Source organism: Kribbella catacumbae DSM 19601 (assembly GCF_000372465.1).
In the GTDB taxonomy this organism is placed as follows: Bacteria; Actinomycetota; Actinomycetes; order Propionibacteriales; family Kribbellaceae; genus Kribbella; species Kribbella catacumbae.
The window spans coordinates 51,098-68,178 of record NZ_AQUZ01000037.1 but is presented as its reverse complement, the minus strand read 5'-3'; the positions used below and the strand labels follow the sequence as shown (position 1 = coordinate 68,178).

The following is a 17,081-nucleotide window of genomic DNA, read 5'->3' as shown; positions in this document are numbered from 1 at the left end:
CCGGGTCAGAGGAGTTCGAGACTGTCGGAGGCGAGGGTGATCACCGCGCCGTCCAGGTGAAGGCGGCAGGCAATGGCGTGGCCGGCACAGGTCATGAGAGCTGGGCCGGCTACGTCGACCACCCGGTACGCGACCGGCTGGGTGCAGCGCTCCACGACGGCCTGCTGTTCGCGGTGGCAGCCGAGGACGTGGCAGGTGACGACGTCACTGACGTTCAACAGGGTGAGGCCGTGGTCCTCGCAGATTCCCCACGAGACGCCGCAGGTCTGCCCCTCGGTCGCAGCGAGCCGGACCAGGTTGCCCGCGGTCGTCTCCAGCTCATTCGCGACCGTACGGAACGTGTCCGCCGCCTCGTCGAGATCACGCCGGAACTGTCGCGACTCGACCGACTCGGGCAGGCCACGCGTCGCCGCCAGCAGACCCTCCGACAGCGCCATCGCGGCGACGGCGATCTCGTCGACCTTCACCGGCGTACCGAAGCCGGCGGTCCGCGGCGCCTCGGTCGGCGCGTGACCGTTCTGGCTCGGTTCGCTTGGGCCACGGCCGGCCGGCGCCAGTGGTCCACGGCCGTTCTGACCGGTGCTCTCAGGGCCGTCGTCGGCCATCTCGTTCGCACTCCGGTCGCTCACCCGCTTGGCCTTAGCCATTGGTCCGCCCCCTGATGACGTTCTTCCCCGGTGGCCGATGGTGCCATGTCTGCAGGGGCTGCGGCCAGTCCGAATCAGCCGGCGTGACCCAGGGCTGAACACGCCTTGCACAGAGCAACCAAACTGCCCTTCCGGGCACCGAAAACCCACCCCCAGTCCAGCTCAAACCTCAACTTCACTTGCACGGTGCCCGCGTTCGGCCCGGCTAATCACACGGACCGAATTCCACACACTCCCTTTACACTCCGCGACCTCCGGTACTATCAGTGACGCTCCGAATCCGGTGAGTTGAGGCACAGCCCATCCGCGCTGTCAGGGTGCGTAGTGCTGGACGGCTCCGCCCTTGGAGAGGTCGACCAAGGTGTGGGCTGTGGCCTTGGCGTCTTGCAGGATGTCGTCGAGGTTGGCGTTGGTGAGGTGGCGGTCGCGGACGACTATGTTGCCGTCGACAACTACTGTGACGACGTCCGAGGCGCGGACCGAGTAGACGAGTGCGGCTCGTGGGTCGTGGACCGGTTGGCAGTGCGGGGCGGACAGGTCGACCAGGGCGAGGTCGGCGCGTCGGCCGGGCTCTATCGCGCCGATGGTGTCGGACAAGCCGGCTGCCGCGGCGCCGCCTCTGGTGGCGTGGCGGAGGGTGTCGGAGATGGTCATCCACTCGGCGTCCTGCTCGCGTTGCTTCTGGGTCAAGGCCAGCAGGCGCAGGGACTCCCAGACGTCGAGCGTGTTGTGGACGGCTGCTCCGTCCGTGCCGACTCCGACCGCGACTCCAGCCGACTGCAGGTGCTTGATCGGGGTGGTCGGCCCCATCGCGAGCTTCAGGTAGACCTTCGGGCACGCGGCGACCGCCGTACGGGCTGCGTGCTTCGCGAGGATGGGCAGGTCGGAGTCGACGATGCCGCAGCCGTGAGCGATCAACGCTCCCGCTCCGAGTACGCCGGTGCGCTCGAGCACCTCGATCGGTGTCGCGCCGAGGCGGTCCTTCGACGACTGTGTCTGGTCCGCGGTCTCGGCCGCGTGCAGGTGGATGCGGAAGGCCTCGGCGCGCGCGACTTCCGCAGTCCGGCGTAGGTCTTCTTCGGACACCGTGTACGTCGCATGCGGTCCGAGGCTGGCTGTGATCCGGGGCGACCCGCCTCGCGCCGCGCTCTGCCCCATCCTCCGGATCTCGCGCGCAGCCTCGTACGCCGCCTCACGACCGTCCGCGCCGGTGGACGAGAAGAAGGTCGGTGCGAGATCGGCGCGGATCCCGGTCTCCAGCGCGGCCGCGGCGATCTGATCGGCGTGGAAGTAGTGGTCCACGAAGGTGGTGACGCCGGCCAGCAACATCTCCGCGCACGCCAGCCGCGCGCCGACCTTGACCCGCTCGGGGGTCAGGTTCATCTCCATCGGCCAGATCTTGCGGTTGAACCAGTCATCGATCGACACGTCCTCGGCGGCGCCGCGCATCATCACCATCGGGCTGTGGGTATGCGAGTTCACCAGCCCCGGTACGGCGATCAGCCCGGTCGCGCCGACCTCCTCCAACCCGGACTCGGCGGCGACCGCACCGGTCGGCATCACCTCGGCGATCGCGCCGTCCTCGATCAGGATGTCCTGGTACTCGTCGACCCGGCACTCGCCCTCGACCGGCACCACGAGCACCGAACAGTTCCGGATCACCAAGCGCGTCATCGTTCCTCCCTGGCTCGCAACCGCTGTTCGTACGCCGCTGCGCAGCGGCAAGTCGGGTCATCGGCGCAAAGCAGCGCCCGTGGGTCCGCCTGGATGAGGTCTCGCGTTGCGGCGAGCACTGAGCGGACGGGGATGGCGCGTGCTCGGCAGGTGCCGATGAAGGTTTCGCGGGTGTCAGGACGCAGTACCGGCTCGATGTCGTCGAACCGGTGGCTGGCACCTGGGATATTGGGTAGCTCCAGCCAGGTACTCGCGTCTGCTTTGGCGTAGCGGTGGAACCTCCCACGGCCGAGTTGCTGCTCTGCCAGGTGAATCGTGGTGTTCGCTGTGTGGCTGACGCCTAGGAGGAGAACCGTTCCATCCAGTTCGCCGAGCTCGTTGATCGGGCCGAGTGGCCGAGCTAGCCGCTGCGCCGAGATCAAGCGCTCGGCCTCCGCGCCTGCCGCGACGTACGAGAAGGTCGGATGCGTACTGCGATGGTGAGGTTGGGTCAGCCGGAGCGTCTCGGGAATGCGGCCGAGTTCGCGGTCGATGGGGAGCTCTGGCGAGTACTGCGTCGCGCTGGCCAACTGCTCGTCGAACAGCTCCCAGGTGGCGCAGGGCTCGTACGCGTTGAGCGGCCTGCGCAAGCCGGGTGGTGGGTCGATGCCGGTGTGGTCCGAGGTAGCGGCCGGCATCAGCACACTGCCACAGACCTCAAGCAGCGCTTCGCAAACCGCCTCGGCCCCACCGTCAACCCGCCCGAACGAACTCAACGACGAGTGCACGATGACCGCGCTCCGCTTTCCCAAGCCGAGTCGATCCAGGCCGGCCGCGATGTCGCCCCGCACGATGTCTGCCACCTAAAGATCATCCCGCCCCGACTGGGTCAGCCTCCAGCCAACCGGTAAGCCCAGGGCAGCGGGCCGGTGACCCTTGCGGGCCACTACGGTAACCAGCCCAAGTGGGTTGATTTTGTCGCTCGACGGTTCTATCTCGGAGGTTTTTTACCTATGACGATCGCACTGGTTGTGATCGGCGTGCTCGTACTCGGGCTTGCTGGGTTCGTCTTCTGGTTCCTGAAGATCCGCGATCCGCTCAAGGGCGAGGACTTCTCCAAGAAGTGGAACGCCGAGCAGAAGTGGGGCTGGCAGCTCACGCTGACGCCCGAGCAGGAGCAGGCGTTCATGAGCGGCCTCGAAGCGTACGACGAGGAACGCGGTTGCTACCTGAAGCGTGAGGAGGGCATCCTCAAGGTCTACCGGCCGATGATGCTCATCTCGCTGTTCACCCTGACCGAAGGGTTCGCCGCGAGGGGTCCGGCGGCGATGCAGGATCCGGCCCGCGCCGTCCACGACCTGATCATGCGGTACGCCGACGCCGAGATCGACGGCGTCATCTACTACGACGACGAGTGGATGGGCGAAGATGTCGACGAGATCGACGGGATGGACAAGTACGCGTTCACCGACGCGATGATGTCCGCGACCTCCGCTCAGGGGGTGGACCACGAGCACGCCGGTGGCTACGCCGACGAGGACAACGGCTACCTCACCATGGGCGTTCTCGCCAAGAATCCCGAGCACGTGGCGCGGATGTACGAGGACGCGTTCGCCCTCTCCGGGCCCCCGGTGGAGTACCGCAACAAGCTGGACGTCATCAAGGACGTCTGGCTGGAGGAGGAGAACCCGGAGTACCTCGCCGCCCACGAACGCGCCGAAGTCGAGAAGAGCAAGTACGTCAACACGCTGATCTTCTGCTACCAGCGAGTCGCCAACCGTTACCGCGAGACCAGGCCGGAGATGCAGTACGCCGAGCCGAAGGACGTCCTGTCCGTCGTGATGGCGCGGATGGTGATGGAAGACCAGTCGGGATACACGTGGACGCGCCCGCCGTCGGACGAGCAGCGCAAGCTGGCGCTCGCGTTGCTGAGCAACCGAAGCTGATCGTCCCGTGAACGGGGATACGCGGACAGATGCCTCGGCCATCCTGACGGGGCTGGCCGAGAAGATCGCTCAGGTCGCTCCGCCAGGCTGGAAGCGGGCGGTGTTGCGCGGCTACGCGACCGGCCATGGCGGCGCGGGACACCACGGCTTCTGGTTCGAGCCGAAGGACCTGAACGGCGACGACAACATCGACGTGTTCGAGGGCCTCCGGGATCTGCACACCACGGTGGCGGCAACCGGGAAGCTCACCGTCGACCTCGAGGTGGAGGCCCGCGGCCGCTACCGGGCTGTCCTGAGTGAGCGACTCGACCGCGGACGTGATCGCGGCTTCTACTACCTGTTCGACAAGGAGTCCGAGCCGCCCGAGATCGACAGGCTGGCAGCCGCCCCGGACGCGGCCGAATCCGGCGATCCCGGGGAAGCGGTCGCTCTGCTGACCGAGTACCACCAGCTGCTCGGTCAGCTGCTCGAGTCGAAGTACGTGGAGCTGTCCGCTCCCCTTCCACCATCGCGTCGCCGGCAGATCCTGGACGATGCGGGCGTGCGGTTGCCCCGGGATCTCGACGCCCTGTACGCCGTTGCCGACGGTGGGCTCCTGCTGCACGGCTTCCTGTGGTTCGGCCTGGAGACGCTCGCGGAGTTCTGCGATCCGGACGCACGCTGGTGGGTCATGCGCGGATGGCAGCGCTATCTGCACAACTCGTTCGTCAACGACTTCGGACCGCCGGCAGCTATCCGGCGGCTGAGCGATCATCCGGCCTGGGTTCCGTTCGCCACCGACGGTTTCGGCGACTATCTCGCCGTCGACCTGGTGCCCGGTCCGAACGGACGGCCTGGGCAGGTCATCCTGATCGGGCGACACCAGGACGAGGGCCCGATCTATGTCGCGGACTCGGTGACCGAACTGGTGCGCGCGCACGTGCAGGCCTTCACCTCCGGCCGGATCGAGCAGAGCGACGACGGCAACGTGCGGATCGACTCCGGCGATCTGTACGAATACAAACGCCCTTACGACGACATCTGCAAGCTCAAGGTGACCGGGATGGATGCCGCGCCGGTCCGCGGGATGCGTGCGGTGGTCCGCGAGTTGTCGGTGAGCAATACCCCCTGGGTCGATCTAGGGCCGGTCCGGGGCGCGCCAGCGCTGTGGAAGGTTGCGGTGAGCAACTGTGCAGGCGTGGACCTGTCACCGCTCAGCGAGACACCGGTGGAGGTCGTTCACCTTGCCACCGACACCATCGATCTGTCCGGGCTGCAAGGCCATCCGACCGTAGGTCAGGTCGTCCTGCGCAGTGAGAAGCCGATTGATCTGCGACCGTTGGCGTCCTGCCCTCGGTTATACGCGCTCGATCTGACCGATGCGCCCGCCGTGGACATTTCTGGGCTGGGGCAGCTGACCGGCCTGCGGTACTTGCGGATGCTGCGCCCTCAATGGCAGGAATTCCTGTCCCAGCAGGCGATCCCGCCCTCGCTGGCCGTCGCCGAGCTCGCCGAGGAACCGCTCCAGGAGCGCAAGCTGTACTGGTCGTTCGACAAGGCCTACGAGAAGCGACGGCCGACGCTGCCGGACGCTCTCGAATGGGCGGAGAAGCTGACGGGGAACGCCACGGACATCGTGACGATCAAGGGAAAGTTCAAGCCCTCTCGCCACCGCTAGAACCTAGGGGAACGTTTGTTCGAGTTTCGGGTAGGGTGGGGGTATGGGTGCTGACCTTCAGGCCTCCTTGCTGGGTGCGTTCGAGGATCCCGCGTTGGGTTCTCTGGGCGGGATCCGGCGGACGGAGTTGAGCCAGGGCGCGTGGATCGACGTGCTGCCGGGGTGGTTGACCGGGGCCGATCAGGTGTACGAGCGGCTTGCTGCCGATGTGCCGTGGCGTGAGGAGCGACGGCAGATGTACGACCGGGTGGTCGACGTGCCTCGCCTGCTCTGCTTCTACGGCGAGACCGAGGATCTGCCACTGCCGATCCTCGACGAAGCCCGGGAGCTGCTGAGCGAGCACTACGCGGAGGAGCTCGGTGAGCCGTTCCGCACGGCCGGCCTGTGTTTCTACCGGGACGGACGGGACAGCGTCGCCTGGCACGGCGACCGGATCGGTCGCGGGAATCATGAGGACACAATGGTGGCCATCCTTTCGGTTGGTGAGCCTCGGGTTCTCGCATTGCGTCCGAGGCCGGGTAGTGCCAGCGGTCCGGTCAGTTCGACCATCCGGTACCCGCTGGGCCATGGCGATCTGATCGTGATGGGCGGCAGTTGCCAGCGCACCTGGGAGCACGCGATCCCGAAATCGTCCGGGCACATCGGACCGCGTATCAGCATCCAGTTCCGCCCCCGAGGCGTCCGCTAGGTCGGCTCCAGTGTTGGGCCGGCTGGAAGCGGTGGGGCGTAGAGGTGATCCGGCGTGGCTATGTAGAAGGCCAGCAGCCGGATCGACGCGGCCTGGCAGGTCCGTGCGACCGCTTCGGTCCAGTCGTGGTCAGAGGCCGGATCGGCGGAAGGTCGGCCAAGGGCAAGGATCAGGGCGCCATCGGGGCGGACTTGCAGGGCAGGGATCAGCGGAGCGAGTGCTTTGCCGCAGTACCGCGGTGAGCTGCGCGAGGCGCCTTCCGGCAGATCCAGGTGGATCGCTGCCAGGAAGTGAGCCTCGGCATTGCAGAGCAGGGCTGAAAGGACGCCTCGGCGCCGGTCGCCCGCCGAGACGAAGAGATCGACGACGTCGGCGGCCCGGGCGGGATCGGTGAGCGGGAGGTTGGGCCAGTTCGTGGGGAGATCGGTGAAGGTCATACCTAGAATGTGCCGTCGTTTCCGGCCGGATCCGCGGTTGTCCACAGACTAATTTCCCATCAAATTGACCCAGCGAATTGGCCCATCGAATCACCCAAGAAGTGGACCTGACTTGTGGGCCGCCAGGCTCCTAGGCTCAAGGTACCGAGAGCCAAGGGAGACTGAGATGACCACCACCGCCAGCCGCCGTCCCAAGGCCGGCTCGTTGTTGCCGCCGGCCGGAACCGCTCGCAATCTCGCGTTCGCGCAGCTGGCCAACTCGGTGGGTGACGGCGCCTTCATCGTCACCTCCGCGCTCTTCTTCACTCGGGTCGTCGGCCTGTCCACCGCCCAGGTCGGCCTCGGTCTGACGATCGCCTGGCTGGTCGGCTTCCTGACCGGCGTCCCGCTCGGCAACCTCGCCGACCGCAAGGGCCCGCGCGGCGTCGCCATCCTGCTGGCCCTGTCCACAGCGGTGTCCGTCGGCTCCTTCCTCTTCGTTCGCAGCTTCCCGCTCTTCCTGATCGCGGCCATCGCCTACGCGAGCAGCCAGACCGGTCTGACCGCCGCCCGACAGGGCCTGCTGGCCGGCCTCGTTCAGCCAGCCGAGCGCACCCGCATCCGCGCCTTCCTGCAGTCGACGATGAACGCCGGTCTCGCCGTGGGTGCCGCACTCGGTGGCGTCGCGCTGCGGTTCGACACCGCATCGGCGTACCTGACGGTCTTCGCCATCGATTCCGCCAGCTTCCTGGTCGCCGCGGCGCTGATCCGCCGGATGCCGGCAGTCAAGGCAGTGCCCCTTCGTCTCGCCGGCGAACCGCGCTTGGCCGTGCTGCACGATCGCCCGTACGCCCTGCTGGCCCTGCTGAATGCAGTGATGTTGATGTTCATGCCGCTGCTGAGCCTGGTCGTCCCGCTGTGGATCGTCGAGCGCACCAATGCCCCCGGTTGGGTCGTCGCCTCGCTGCTGATCATCAACACCCTCGGCGTCACCTTCTTCCAGGTGCGGATCGCCCGCAGCGTCACCAGCCTCCGTACGGCGACCCGCTCGGTCCGCTTCGCAGGAGTCGCGATGCTGGCCGCCTGCGGAGTCTTCGCCCTCTCCGCCATCGGGATGGCCCCCATCGGCGCCGCCGCAGTACTGGCTGTCGCTGCCGCGCTGCTGACCTTCGGCGAGATGAAGCTGGCCTCCGGCGCCTGGGAGATCAGCTTCGGTCTGGCCCCTGCCGACAAGCAGGGTCAGTACCAGGGCTTCTTCGGAACCGGCCCGGCAGTAGCCCGGATGCTCGGCCCGGTACTGCTCACCACGTTGGTCCTGGGCTGGGGACCAATCGGCTGGATGGTGGTCGGTGCACTGTTCCTGGGGACCAGTGTGGCAACTGGTCCCGCCGTACGATGGGCAGCACGGACTCGGGCCGCCGGCCAGGTGACTGAGCCGCTGCTAGAGGAGGAGCGCGCCGCCTGATGAACATCCCCGGCCTGGTCGAGATCACCTCGTACGACGAACTGCGCGAAGTGGTCCCGGCCCCTTTGCAGAGCACCGCCAACAAGGCCCGCAAGGAACTCCACGAGCTCGACAAGCAGTGGCTGGCCGAGTCGCCGTTCTGCTTGATCGCCACCTCCGCGGCCGACGGTAGCTGCGACGTCTCCCCCAAGGGCGACCCGGCCGGGTTCACCAAGGTGCTGGACGACCGCACCATCGCGATCCCGGAGCGGGTCGGCAACCGCCGGGTCGACGGCTTCCTCAACGTCCTCACCAACCCGCACGTCGGCCTGATCTACCTGTTGCCGGGCCGCGGCGAGACGCTGCGGATCAACGGCCGCGCGCGAATCGTCAAGGAAGCCCCGTTCTTCGACGACATGATCGTGAAGGGCAACCGCCCCCAGCTGGCACTGCTGGTCGAGATCGAGGAGATCTTCCACCACTGCTCGAAGGCGTTCCTGCGCTCGAAGCTGTGGAAGACCGAGACCTGGAACCCGGACGCCGTCCCCAGCCGCGCCAAGATCGCCAAGGCCCTGGACCGCAAGGACGCCGACCTGGCCGAGCTGGAGGAGTACTACGGCCGCAGCTACGAAGAAGGCATCTACAAGGCCAAGTACTGAATCACTACCGGGCTAGGTCATCGACCGCGGCGAACCCGTTGTCCAGGGTCTCGAACCCGATCCCGGCCTTGGCGGCCTGGCGCTGTGCCCAGTGGTTGCCGTTGATGCACAGCTTGGCGTTATAGGGGAAGTAGGAGCAGAACTTCACGAAGAACGGGCCGAAGTCGGCGTCCACGCAGTAGAAGTAGAAGTGGTTGACCACACCTGTGGTCTTGATGATCCACGGATAGGTCTTGCCTTCGGCGTCGCGGCGCTTCTCGGTCCGGAACAGCGGCGTCTTTTCCTGCGCGCGGCCGATGAACAGCACCCCTTCGGTGCGGCCGGCCGCCTCGAAGGCTGCCAGGTGCTCATGCATCACGTCGTCCTTGCGTTGACCCCTGGCGAAATCAACCCACGGCACGTGATGGGCACCCGCGAACCGGCGCACTGCGGCGACGAACCCGTCGGTGATCGCGGCCAGCGGAGCGGTCGAGGCGATCGGCAGCCCGAGCTGGCGATGCACGTAGGCGACCAGACCGGCCGCGTACTGCAACCCCGGGACATACACGTTCAGGTACATCCGGTCGATGCACTCGACCTCGAAGACCACATGATCAGCGACGACATCAGACACCGTGCGAGGTAACGTCATAGCAGGCTCCGGTCAGGCAGGACGGCTCAACTCAGCCAACCACCGCCAGCGAGCGGTCCACAACGGGCCACCCAGCCCGTCACCTGCCGACCGGAGCCCCCAACCGACCCCCAGACCAAGCCACACACCTCGTCGGGCTGGGGCGAAGCCCCGTTAGTACTGCGGATGAAGCAGCACGAAGTACTCCGTGGCGACGATGACACCGGGTGACAGCGACCTCTACGGTTCGAGGGTGAGCACTACTGAGCCGACTACTGAGCCGACCGTCTGGGCCCGCGTGAGGCGGGCGGCGCTGCCTGCGGTCATGGCGGTCGTGTCGATCGTCGGGTCGTTCGGCGCGTCCGAGGGCCAGAAGGACCGGAGGCCAGCGGACTGGTTCATGGTGCTACTCCTCCTGATCGGTTCGCTGGCGCTCTACTGGCTCCGGCAGCGGCCGGTCCCGGTGCTGTGGGTATCGGTCATCTCCACCCTCACCTACATGTTGATGCAGTACCCGTACGGCCCGGTCATCTTCGGCTTCGCGATCGCTGCCTTCTCCGTGCTCAGGACCGGCCACAGACTGGCTGGCTGGAGCGGCATCGTCGCCCTGTACGCCGGACACGTGCTCGGCCGGCTCGCACTCGGCATCAACGAGTCAGGCGTCTATCAGGTGCTGCTGGTCGGTGCCTTCTTCGTAGTACTGGGGTTCGTCGCTGAGCTGTTCCGCGGTCATCGGGACCGGGTGATGGCCGCCAACAAGACCAGACGCGAGGAAGAGCTCCGCCGGGCCGGTGAGGAGCGGCTGCGGATCGCGCAGGAGCTCCATGACGTGGTCGCCCACCACATCTCGCTGATCAACGTGCAGGCGTCTACCGCGCTCCACCTGGTCGACAGACAGCCGGAACAGGCCGGGCCGGCACTCGCGGCGATCAAGGAGGCCAGCAAGGAAGCCCTTGTCGACCTTCGGTCCATAGTCGGAGTACTGCGTCAGTCGGACGAGTCAGCGCCACGCCAGCCGGTCGCAGGGTTGGACAGACTCGATCACCTGATCAACCGGACGTCCATGGCCGGCCTGGAGGTGCATGCGATCATCCACGGGGCTGCACGGCCGTTGCCGACCGGTCTGGATCGTGCGGCGTTCCGCATCATCCAGGAGTCGCTGACCAACGTCGTACGGCACTCCAAGGCCACGTCCGCGACGGTGCGCATCCAGTACGGCGAGGAGTCGCTCGTACTGCAGGTGGACGATGACGGGACAGCGCTGACCAGCCCGCCCAAGGAGGGCAACGGCATCATCGGCATGCGCGAACGAGCCACCGCACTCGGCGGCACCCTGACTGCCACCCGCACGCCGACCGGCAGCCTCAGAATCATCGCCACCCTGCCGCTGTAGTCAGGGCAGGCGGACGTGCGTGGGGTTCAGGTCGGCCACGTTGTCTACGCCCAGGAGGGCCATGGTCCGGCGTACCTCGGTGGTGAGGATCTCAGCGGCTCGGGCGACCCCGCGCTCGCCACCGGCCATCAGGCCGTACAGGTAGGCACGGCCCACCAGGCAGGCGTCCGCGCCCAGTGCGAGGGCAGCGACGATGTCAGCGCCGCTCATGATGCCGGTGTCGAGGTAGATCTCGGCGTCGGTACCGATTGCCTTGCGTACGTCCGGCAGGATCCGCAGCGGCGTAGGTGCCCGGTCGAGCTGGCGCCCGCCGTGGTTCGACAGCACGATCGCGTCGGCACCGGCATCGACCACGCGCCGGGCGTCCTCGACCGTCTGGATGCCCTTGATGATCAGCGGGCCGTCCCAGATCGAGCGCAACCAGTTCAGGTCGTCGATGGTCATCGTCGGATCGAACAGCTGGTTCAGCAGGTCGGCGACCGTCCCGCCCCAGCTCGACAGCGACGCGAAGGTCAGCGGCCGGGTGGTGAGCAGGTTGGCCCACCAGGCCGGGTGCATGGACGCGTCCAGCACTGTCTTGACCGTCAGCGACGGCGGGATGGTGAAGCCGTTGCGGACATCGCGCAGGCGCGCACCGGCGACCGGTACGTCGACGGTCAGCATCAGCGCCTCGTACCCCGAGGCCGCCGACCGCTTCACCAGATCCTCGCCCGCGGCCCGGTCGTTCCAGACGTAGAGCTGGAACCACTTGCGCGCATCCGGCCCGGCCGCGGCGACATCCTCGATCGAGGTGGTGCCCATCGTGGACAGGGCGTACGGGATCCCGATCTCCTGCGCGACCTTGACCACCGCGCTCTCGCCTTCGTGGTTCATCATCCGGGTGAAGCCCGTCGGCGCGAAGGCGAACGGCAACTCCGAGCGGCGGCCCAGGATCGACGTACCGAGGTCGATCTGGGAGACGTCGCGCAGGATCGACGGCTGCAACTCCATCTCCGCGAACAGCCGGCGGGCGCGGGCCAGGCTGATCTCGGACTCGGCGGCGCCGTCGGTGTAGTCGAAGACCGACCGCGGCGTACGGCGCTTGGCGACGGCGCGCAGATCCGCGATCGTGAGCGCCTTCGCCAGCCGGCGGTCGGTCGCGTTCAGCGTGACCGGCTTGGGCCGCAGCAGCGGCTTGAGCTCGGACCAGCGGGGCATCTGGCGATCGGTCATCGGTCTTCCCTCGGGCCGGCGGACTGTGTGGTCGGACCACAGCATAGTCTGTGGTCCGACCACACCGCTACACTCACCTCTGTGACGAAGCGCGAGGACCCGTGAAGAACTACGAGCTGGTCCTGAACCGGGTCGAGGCCGATCTCGCCGCGGGCCGGCTGCGACTGGGCGGGCGGCTCCCGGGAGAGCGCTCACTGGCCGAGCAGCTGGGGATCAGCAGGCCGTCGGTGCGGGAGGCGGTCCGGGTGCTGGAGGCAATGGGCGTCGTACGGACCGCGACCGGTTCTGGGCCGGATGCCGGAGCGGTGATCGTCGCTGAGCCGGCATCGCCGCTGACCGCGCTGCTGCGACTGCACCTCGCCACCAATCACCTGCCGATGGGCGACATCGTCCAGACGCGTGTCCTGCTGGAGTCGTGGACGGCGCGAGAGGCGGCTCAGAACCAGGCCGGCGGTGAGCAGTTGGTGGTCGCCGAGGGGTTGCTGGATCGGATGGACGAGCCCGGGCTGACGCCGGAGGAGTTCCATCTGCTGGATGCGGAGTTCCACGTCGCGTTGTCGGCACTGGCCGGCAATGTGCTGATCGCGGCGGTGATGTCGTCGTTGCGGACCGCCATCCACAGCTACGTGCTGGCCGCAGTACCGAACCTGGCGGATTGGGACGCGACAGCGGTGGGCCTTCGCGCAGAGCATCGGTCGATCGTCGCGGCGATCCGGGCGGGTCAGGGAGATGAGGCCGCGGCGCTCATCACGGCGCACATCGAGGGTTTCTATCGGGCGGCGCAGCTGCGGTAGGCATTCGTCGGCACAGCACCGACTTTGGTCGGTGGTGGGGAGGTGGGGGGCCGCCTAGTCTCGGCGGCATGGAAGAGAGTTGTGTCCGGCCGAAGCGCAGTCGCCGGGCAGATGTGATCGCGGTGGGCGCCGTGGGAGCACTGTCGGCGATGACCATCGTCGGGCGGCAGGCGGGCGATCTCCAGGTCAGCCGGCTGGTTTTCGCGATCGTTGCCTGCGGCCTCATTCTCGTGCTGCCCCGCCGCCCGATCACCGGCGCACTGGCGATGGCAGCCCTGGCAGCGCTCTCCCCCGCTGCCACTCCATCGTCGACGGTCGGCACCCTGACCCGTCGCTCAGCGCCGTCCACTCAAAACGGCCGCTCTCATCGCCTTCGCGGGCGTCGCCGGCCACTTCGTCCAAGGCATCTGGCGACCGATGCAAGGACTCGACCTGCCCTGGTACGCCGTACTGGACGTCGCCGTGCATGCCGCGTTGCTGGGTTGGGGGCAGTGGACCCAAGCTCGCCAAGCGCTGCTCGATTCGCTCCGAGAGCGCGCTCTCCGGGCCGAGAACGAGCAAGGCCGCCGGGTTGCCGAAGCACGAACGCTGGAGCGGACCAAGATGGCGCGCGAGATGCATGACGTACTGGCGCATCGACTGTCCTTGCTCGCGACGTACGCCGGTGCGTTGGAGTACCGGCCGGACTCGTCGCCGGAGAAGCTTGCCCAGGCGGCGCCGTCAGCACGCCCGAATCGTTGCCGCCGGCAACCGGCAGGACGGCGTACCGGGTCGTGCAGGAAGGGCTGACGAATGCGCGCAAGCACGCGGCCGGGCAGCCTGTCACGCTGGTCGTGCACGGCCGGCCGGGCGAGGCACTGCGGATCGAGTTACCAACCCGAGCGGGAACGGCGTACCGCTGACGATGGGCAGCGGGACCGGGCTGATCGGATTGACCGAGCGCGTGCACCTGGCCGGCGGCGCGCTGGACCACGGGCGGGCAGCCGATGGCAGGTTCCGGCTGCACGCCTCGCTACCGTGGCCGGCATGAGCGATCCGCCGGAGGTGATCGTGCTGACCACCTTCGATACCGATGAGAACGTGCTGCACGCGTTGCGGGCCGGTGCGAGCGGATTCCTGTTGAAGGACACGCCTCCGGTGCAGATCGTCGAGGCAGTACGCCGGGTCGCGGCGGGTGACCCGATCCTGTCGCCCGCGATCACCCGGCGGCTGATGGACCGGGCGGCGACTCAGGCCGACGCCCACACGCAAGCCCAGGAAGCGCTCTCTCGACTCTCGCCCCGCGAGTACGACGTGATGCTCGCGGTCGCCCGGGGCAAGGCGAACGCGGACATCGCCGGCCTCGCCTGACCGGGGCATGCTCTAGCGTGGGCGCATGATCCGGGTGCTGCTGGCCGATGACCAGGCGCTGGTGCGTGCTGGATTCCGCTCCTTGCTGAACGCCGAGGATGACATCACCGTCATCGGCGAGGTCGCCGACGGTGCCGCCGCGGTGGAGGTGGCGCGGGCGGAGAAGCCCGACGTGGTGCTGATGGACATCCGGATGCCGGGGATGGACGGGCTCGAGGCGACCAAGCTGATCGGCGCTGAGGAAGCGCTCTCTGATGTCCACGTGGTGATCCTGACGACCTTCGACCTGGACGAGTACGTCTTCGAGGCCCTTCGCGTCGGCGCGAGCGGATTCCTGGTCAAGGACACCGAGCCGGTCGAGCTGCTGCAGGCCGTCCGCGTGGTGGCCCGTGGCGACGCACTCCTCTCCCCCGGTGTCACTCGCCGGCTGGTCGCCGAGTTCGCCACCAGGAGCCGGCAACCGCACGCGAGCAAGGAACTCGACGTACTGACCGAACGCGAGCGCGAGATCGTCGCGCTGGTCGGCGAAGGTCTCTCCAACGACGAGATCGCTGAACGCCTCGTCCTGAGCCCAGCCACCGCCAAGACCCACGTCAGCCGCGCCATGGTCAAGCTGGCCGTCCGCGACCGCGCGCAACTCGTGGTCGTCGCCTACCAAACCGGCCTGGTCCGTCCCGGCTGGCTCGGCTGACCTACCCGGCCGGCTGGGAAGGTCTGGCGGCCTCGGCGGAAGCGTCCTGATCCGTGCCGGCCAGGATGCTGTCGATCAGGCCCGGGTAGCGAGCGTCGAGATCATCGCGGCGAAGGGTCAGCACGGTCTCCCGCCCGGATTGCCGCTGCCAGATCACCCCGCTCTCCCGAAGTACCCGCCAGTGATGGGTCATCGTCGACTTCGACGACAGGCCCAGTTCGGTCAGCACCATCGTGCAGTTGTGGTCGCCGCCGCTGTTCAGGATCCGGATCACGTCCAGCCGGATCGGGCTGCCGAGCGCTGACAGCACGCCGTCGATCCGGATCTGGTCGCGGTCGGGGTGGCGAAAGCTCATAGTCCGACTGTACCGAAACAGTCCAACCATTGGTCGCCGTTTGCACTTTTCGGTTCGATTGTACGAGAGTAGTCGTACATTCGAACCTTGAAGGAGCGCACTCAGATGTCGACGCTGTCCGTTCTGCCCAAGCCCGACTCCCCACCGGCACCCCGCCGGCTGCGGTGGATCCTGGTGCTGCTCGCGCTGGCGCAGCTGATCTTCGCGCTGGACCTCAACATCGTCTTCGTGGCACTGCCGGAGATCGGCGGTGAGCTCGGCTTCCCCGGCCAGACCCAGCAACTGGTGGTGAGTGCCTACGTCGTGGTGGCGGGCGGCTTCCTGCTCTTCGGTGGCCGCGCCGCCGACCTCCTCGGCAAGCGCAGGATCTTCATCCTCGCCCTGTCCATCTATGCCGTGTCATCGCTGGCAGGCGGTCTGGCCGACTCGGCCGCGACGATCATCGTCGCGCGCGTGGCACAAGGGCTGGGCGGCGCACTGCTGCTGCCGTCCACTCTCGCGTTGGTGAACACGCTGTTCGACGAAGGCCCACGGCGCAACCGCGCTCTTGCGGTCTGGGGTGGCGCCGGCGCCAGCGGACTCACGCTCGGCGCTCTGCTCGGCGGCCTGCTCACCCAGAACTTCGGCTGGCCGGCCGTCTTCTTCGTGAACGTCCCGCTGGCCGGGATCGTGGCGCTGGCCGCCTTCTTCATCATCCCTCGCGACGCCGCCCGCACGGTCGGCCGCAAGTTCGATCTGCCGGGAGCCTTCAGCGTCACCGCCGGAGCGACACTGCTCGTCTTCGGTCTGGTCGAGGGACCCGAGCTCGGCTGGGGTGATCCCGTCATCGTGGTCTCCTTGCTGCTGGCGATCGCCTTGCTGGCCCTGTTCGCCGTGGTGGAGTCGCGAACGGCGGATCCGTTGATGCCGTTCAGGTTGTTCCGCAATCGCAGCCTGACCGTCGGGATGACCATCACCTTCCTCTTCATGGGCACGTTCGGGGTCCTGCCGTACTTCCTGACGGTGCTGCTCCAGACGGTGCACGGCTTCAGCGCTCTGCAGACCGGGCTCGCGTTCCTGGTGCCGTCCCTCGCCATCGCCGCCGGCACCCAGCTCGGCGAGCGGCTCACCTCCCGGAGCGGTACTCGCACGACTCTCCTGATCGGCTTCGGCATCGGGATCGTGGGCACTGCCGGCCTCGCCTTCGGCTTCGACGCCGACGCGAGTTACTCAGTACTGGTGCCCGGCCTGATCGTGAGTGGTGTCGGGCAGGGCATCGTCTGGACGGCGATGTGGATCGCGTCGTCCACCGGTACCGCGGCCGAGGAGCAGGGCATCGCCAACGGCATCGCCTCGACGACCCTCAACCTCGGCAACGCGATCGGGCTGGCGGTCTTCACCGTCATCGCCGATCTCGGCATCGAGGGCCTGACCGGCGACGCTCTCGGGGGCGCGATCGCGGACGGAGGATTCTCGGTCGTCCTGCTGAGCGCTGCCGTCATGGTGGCCGGATTCCTGATCACCTTGAGCTTGCGCCGAGTCCGGCCAGTCGCTGGGAGGTAGGCGGGCGCCCGGCGGGCTACTCCT

Annotated in this window: 18 protein-coding genes; 11 read left to right on the top strand and 7 right to left on the bottom strand. The window is 67.5% G+C overall.

Annotated features, from left to right (window positions below; all coding sequences use genetic code 11):
- Positions 1-5 precede the first annotated feature (5 nt).
- The 3 genes from A3ES_RS0130960 to A3ES_RS0130950 form a co-directional block, all read right to left on the bottom strand.
- Positions 6-647: a hypothetical protein gene (locus A3ES_RS0130960; RefSeq protein WP_020390729.1), complete on the bottom strand. Its 642-nt coding sequence runs from the start codon at positions 645-647 to the stop codon at positions 6-8.
- A gap of 312 nt (positions 648-959) precedes the next feature.
- Positions 960-2,321, bottom strand: coding sequence for an amidohydrolase (locus A3ES_RS0130955; RefSeq protein ID WP_020390728.1), 1,362 nt, complete (start codon positions 2,319-2,321; stop codon positions 960-962).
- Entirely contained in the window at positions 2,318-3,163 is an 846-nt protein-coding gene (locus A3ES_RS0130950; RefSeq protein ID WP_020390727.1) for an AAC(3) family N-acetyltransferase, read from the bottom strand. Before A3ES_RS0130950 ends, A3ES_RS0130955 begins: the two co-directional genes overlap by 4 nt.
- A gap of 150 nt (positions 3,164-3,313) precedes the next feature.
- Between A3ES_RS0130950 and A3ES_RS0130945 the strand changes: the two genes are divergently transcribed.
- From A3ES_RS0130945 to A3ES_RS0130935, 3 genes are read left to right on the top strand one after another with little or no spacing between them, the layout of a single operon-like run.
- A complete protein-coding gene (locus A3ES_RS0130945) occupies positions 3,314-4,246 on the top strand; it encodes a hypothetical protein (RefSeq protein WP_020390726.1) in 933 nt (310 codons plus the stop codon).
- 7 nt (positions 4,247-4,253) lie between these two features.
- Positions 4,254-5,903: an SMI1/KNR4 family protein gene (locus A3ES_RS51720; RefSeq protein WP_020390725.1), complete on the top strand. Its 1,650-nt coding sequence runs from the start codon at positions 4,254-4,256 to the stop codon at positions 5,901-5,903.
- A 43-nt stretch (positions 5,904-5,946) separates the two neighbouring features.
- Positions 5,947-6,591, top strand: coding sequence for an alpha-ketoglutarate-dependent dioxygenase AlkB (locus A3ES_RS0130935; protein ID WP_020390724.1), 645 nt, complete (start codon positions 5,947-5,949; stop codon positions 6,589-6,591).
- Here A3ES_RS0130935 and A3ES_RS0130930 read toward each other — a convergent pair.
- Positions 6,588-7,028, bottom strand: a complete 441-nt coding sequence (locus tag A3ES_RS0130930) for a hypothetical protein (protein WP_020390723.1) — start codon at positions 7,026-7,028, stop codon at positions 6,588-6,590. The two genes, A3ES_RS0130935 and A3ES_RS0130930, sit on opposite strands and share 4 nt — an antisense overlap.
- A gap of 166 nt (positions 7,029-7,194) precedes the next feature.
- On the opposite strand from A3ES_RS0130930, the gene A3ES_RS0130925 reads away from it, so the two are divergent.
- Both A3ES_RS0130925 and A3ES_RS0130920 read left to right on the top strand, forming a co-directional pair.
- Positions 7,195-8,472 (top strand): MFS transporter, encoded by a 1,278-nt coding sequence (locus A3ES_RS0130925; protein ID WP_020390722.1) that lies wholly within the window; start codon positions 7,195-7,197, stop codon positions 8,470-8,472.
- On the top strand, positions 8,472-9,110 hold the full coding sequence (locus A3ES_RS0130920; RefSeq protein ID WP_020390721.1) for a pyridoxamine 5'-phosphate oxidase family protein: 639 nt from the start codon (positions 8,472-8,474) through the stop codon (positions 9,108-9,110). The genes A3ES_RS0130925 and A3ES_RS0130920 overlap by 1 nt, the downstream gene beginning before the upstream one ends.
- 4 nt (positions 9,111-9,114) lie before the next feature.
- On the opposite strand, the gene A3ES_RS48990 is transcribed toward A3ES_RS0130920, so the two are convergent.
- Positions 9,115-9,723 carry a hypothetical protein gene (locus A3ES_RS48990; RefSeq protein ID WP_202806628.1) on the bottom strand — a complete coding sequence of 203 codons (609 nt, stop codon included), beginning with the start codon at positions 9,721-9,723 and terminating at the stop codon, positions 9,115-9,117.
- Between the two features lie 250 nt (positions 9,724-9,973).
- Here A3ES_RS48990 and A3ES_RS0130905 point away from each other — a divergent pair, with 250 nt between their 5' ends.
- Complete coding sequence (locus tag A3ES_RS0130905) at positions 9,974-11,113, top strand: sensor histidine kinase (protein ID WP_237745103.1); 1,140 nt, start codon at positions 9,974-9,976, stop codon at positions 11,111-11,113.
- Here A3ES_RS0130905 and A3ES_RS0130900 read toward each other — a convergent pair whose 3' ends face one another.
- A complete protein-coding gene (locus tag A3ES_RS0130900) occupies positions 11,114-12,325 on the bottom strand; it encodes an alpha-hydroxy acid oxidase (RefSeq protein WP_020390717.1) in 1,212 nt (403 codons plus the stop codon). It abuts the gene before it with no gap.
- 101 nt (positions 12,326-12,426) lie between these two features.
- Between A3ES_RS0130900 and A3ES_RS0130895 the strand changes: the two genes are divergently transcribed.
- From A3ES_RS0130895 to A3ES_RS0130875, 4 genes are all read left to right on the top strand, one after another.
- A complete protein-coding gene (locus A3ES_RS0130895) occupies positions 12,427-13,119 on the top strand; it encodes a FadR/GntR family transcriptional regulator (protein ID WP_020390716.1) in 693 nt (230 codons plus the stop codon).
- 417 nt (positions 13,120-13,536) lie between these two features.
- On the top strand, positions 13,537-13,908 hold the full coding sequence (locus tag A3ES_RS55650) for a histidine kinase (protein WP_026163367.1): 372 nt from the start codon (positions 13,537-13,539) through the stop codon (positions 13,906-13,908).
- 237 nt (positions 13,909-14,145) lie between these two features.
- Positions 14,146-14,469 carry a transcriptional regulator gene (locus A3ES_RS48980; RefSeq protein WP_202806627.1) on the top strand — a complete coding sequence of 108 codons (324 nt, stop codon included), beginning with the start codon at positions 14,146-14,148 and terminating at the stop codon, positions 14,467-14,469.
- Positions 14,470-14,494: 25 nt separating this feature from the next.
- Entirely contained in the window at positions 14,495-15,160 is a 666-nt protein-coding gene (locus tag A3ES_RS0130875; RefSeq protein ID WP_020390714.1) for a response regulator, read from the top strand.
- Position 15,161: 1 nt separating this feature from the next.
- Here the strand turns inward: A3ES_RS0130875 and A3ES_RS0130870 are convergent, their stop codons facing one another.
- On the bottom strand, positions 15,162-15,515 hold the full coding sequence (locus A3ES_RS0130870) for an ArsR/SmtB family transcription factor (RefSeq protein WP_020390713.1): 354 nt from the start codon (positions 15,513-15,515) through the stop codon (positions 15,162-15,164).
- 87 nt (positions 15,516-15,602) lie between these two features.
- Here A3ES_RS0130870 and A3ES_RS0130865 point away from each other — a divergent pair, with 87 nt between their 5' ends.
- A complete protein-coding gene (locus tag A3ES_RS0130865) occupies positions 15,603-17,057 on the top strand; it encodes an MFS transporter (protein WP_202806626.1) in 1,455 nt (484 codons plus the stop codon).
- The last annotated feature ends 24 nt before the right edge of the window (positions 17,058-17,081 follow it).

Bases quoted from the DNA above. Each gene is read 5' to 3' on its own strand.
- A3ES_RS0130960 (WP_020390729.1), bottom strand. From the start codon at position 647: ATGGCTAAGGCCAAGCGGGTGAGCGACCGGAGTGCGAACGAGATGGCC.
- A3ES_RS0130955 (WP_020390728.1), bottom strand. From the start codon at position 2,321: ATGACGCGCTTGGTGATCCGGAACTGTTCGGTGCTCGTGGTGCCGGTC.
- A3ES_RS0130945 (WP_020390726.1), top strand. From the start codon at position 3,314: ATGACGATCGCACTGGTTGTGATCGGCGTGCTCGTACTCGGGCTTGCT.
- A3ES_RS0130935 (WP_020390724.1), top strand. From the start codon at position 5,947: ATGGGTGCTGACCTTCAGGCCTCCTTGCTGGGTGCGTTCGAGGATCCC.
- A3ES_RS0130930 (WP_020390723.1), bottom strand. From the start codon at position 7,028: ATGACCTTCACCGATCTCCCCACGAACTGGCCCAACCTCCCGCTCACC.
- A3ES_RS0130925 (WP_020390722.1), top strand. From the start codon at position 7,195: ATGACCACCACCGCCAGCCGCCGTCCCAAGGCCGGCTCGTTGTTGCCG.
- A3ES_RS0130920 (WP_020390721.1), top strand. From the start codon at position 8,472: ATGAACATCCCCGGCCTGGTCGAGATCACCTCGTACGACGAACTGCGC.
- A3ES_RS0130900 (WP_020390717.1), bottom strand. From the start codon at position 12,325: ATGACCGATCGCCAGATGCCCCGCTGGTCCGAGCTCAAGCCGCTGCTG.
- A3ES_RS55650 (WP_026163367.1), top strand. From the start codon at position 13,537: ATGCAAGGACTCGACCTGCCCTGGTACGCCGTACTGGACGTCGCCGTG.
- A3ES_RS48980 (WP_202806627.1), top strand. From the start codon at position 14,146: ATGAGCGATCCGCCGGAGGTGATCGTGCTGACCACCTTCGATACCGAT.
- A3ES_RS0130875 (WP_020390714.1), top strand. From the start codon at position 14,495: ATGATCCGGGTGCTGCTGGCCGATGACCAGGCGCTGGTGCGTGCTGGA.
- A3ES_RS0130870 (WP_020390713.1), bottom strand. From the start codon at position 15,515: ATGAGCTTTCGCCACCCCGACCGCGACCAGATCCGGATCGACGGCGTG.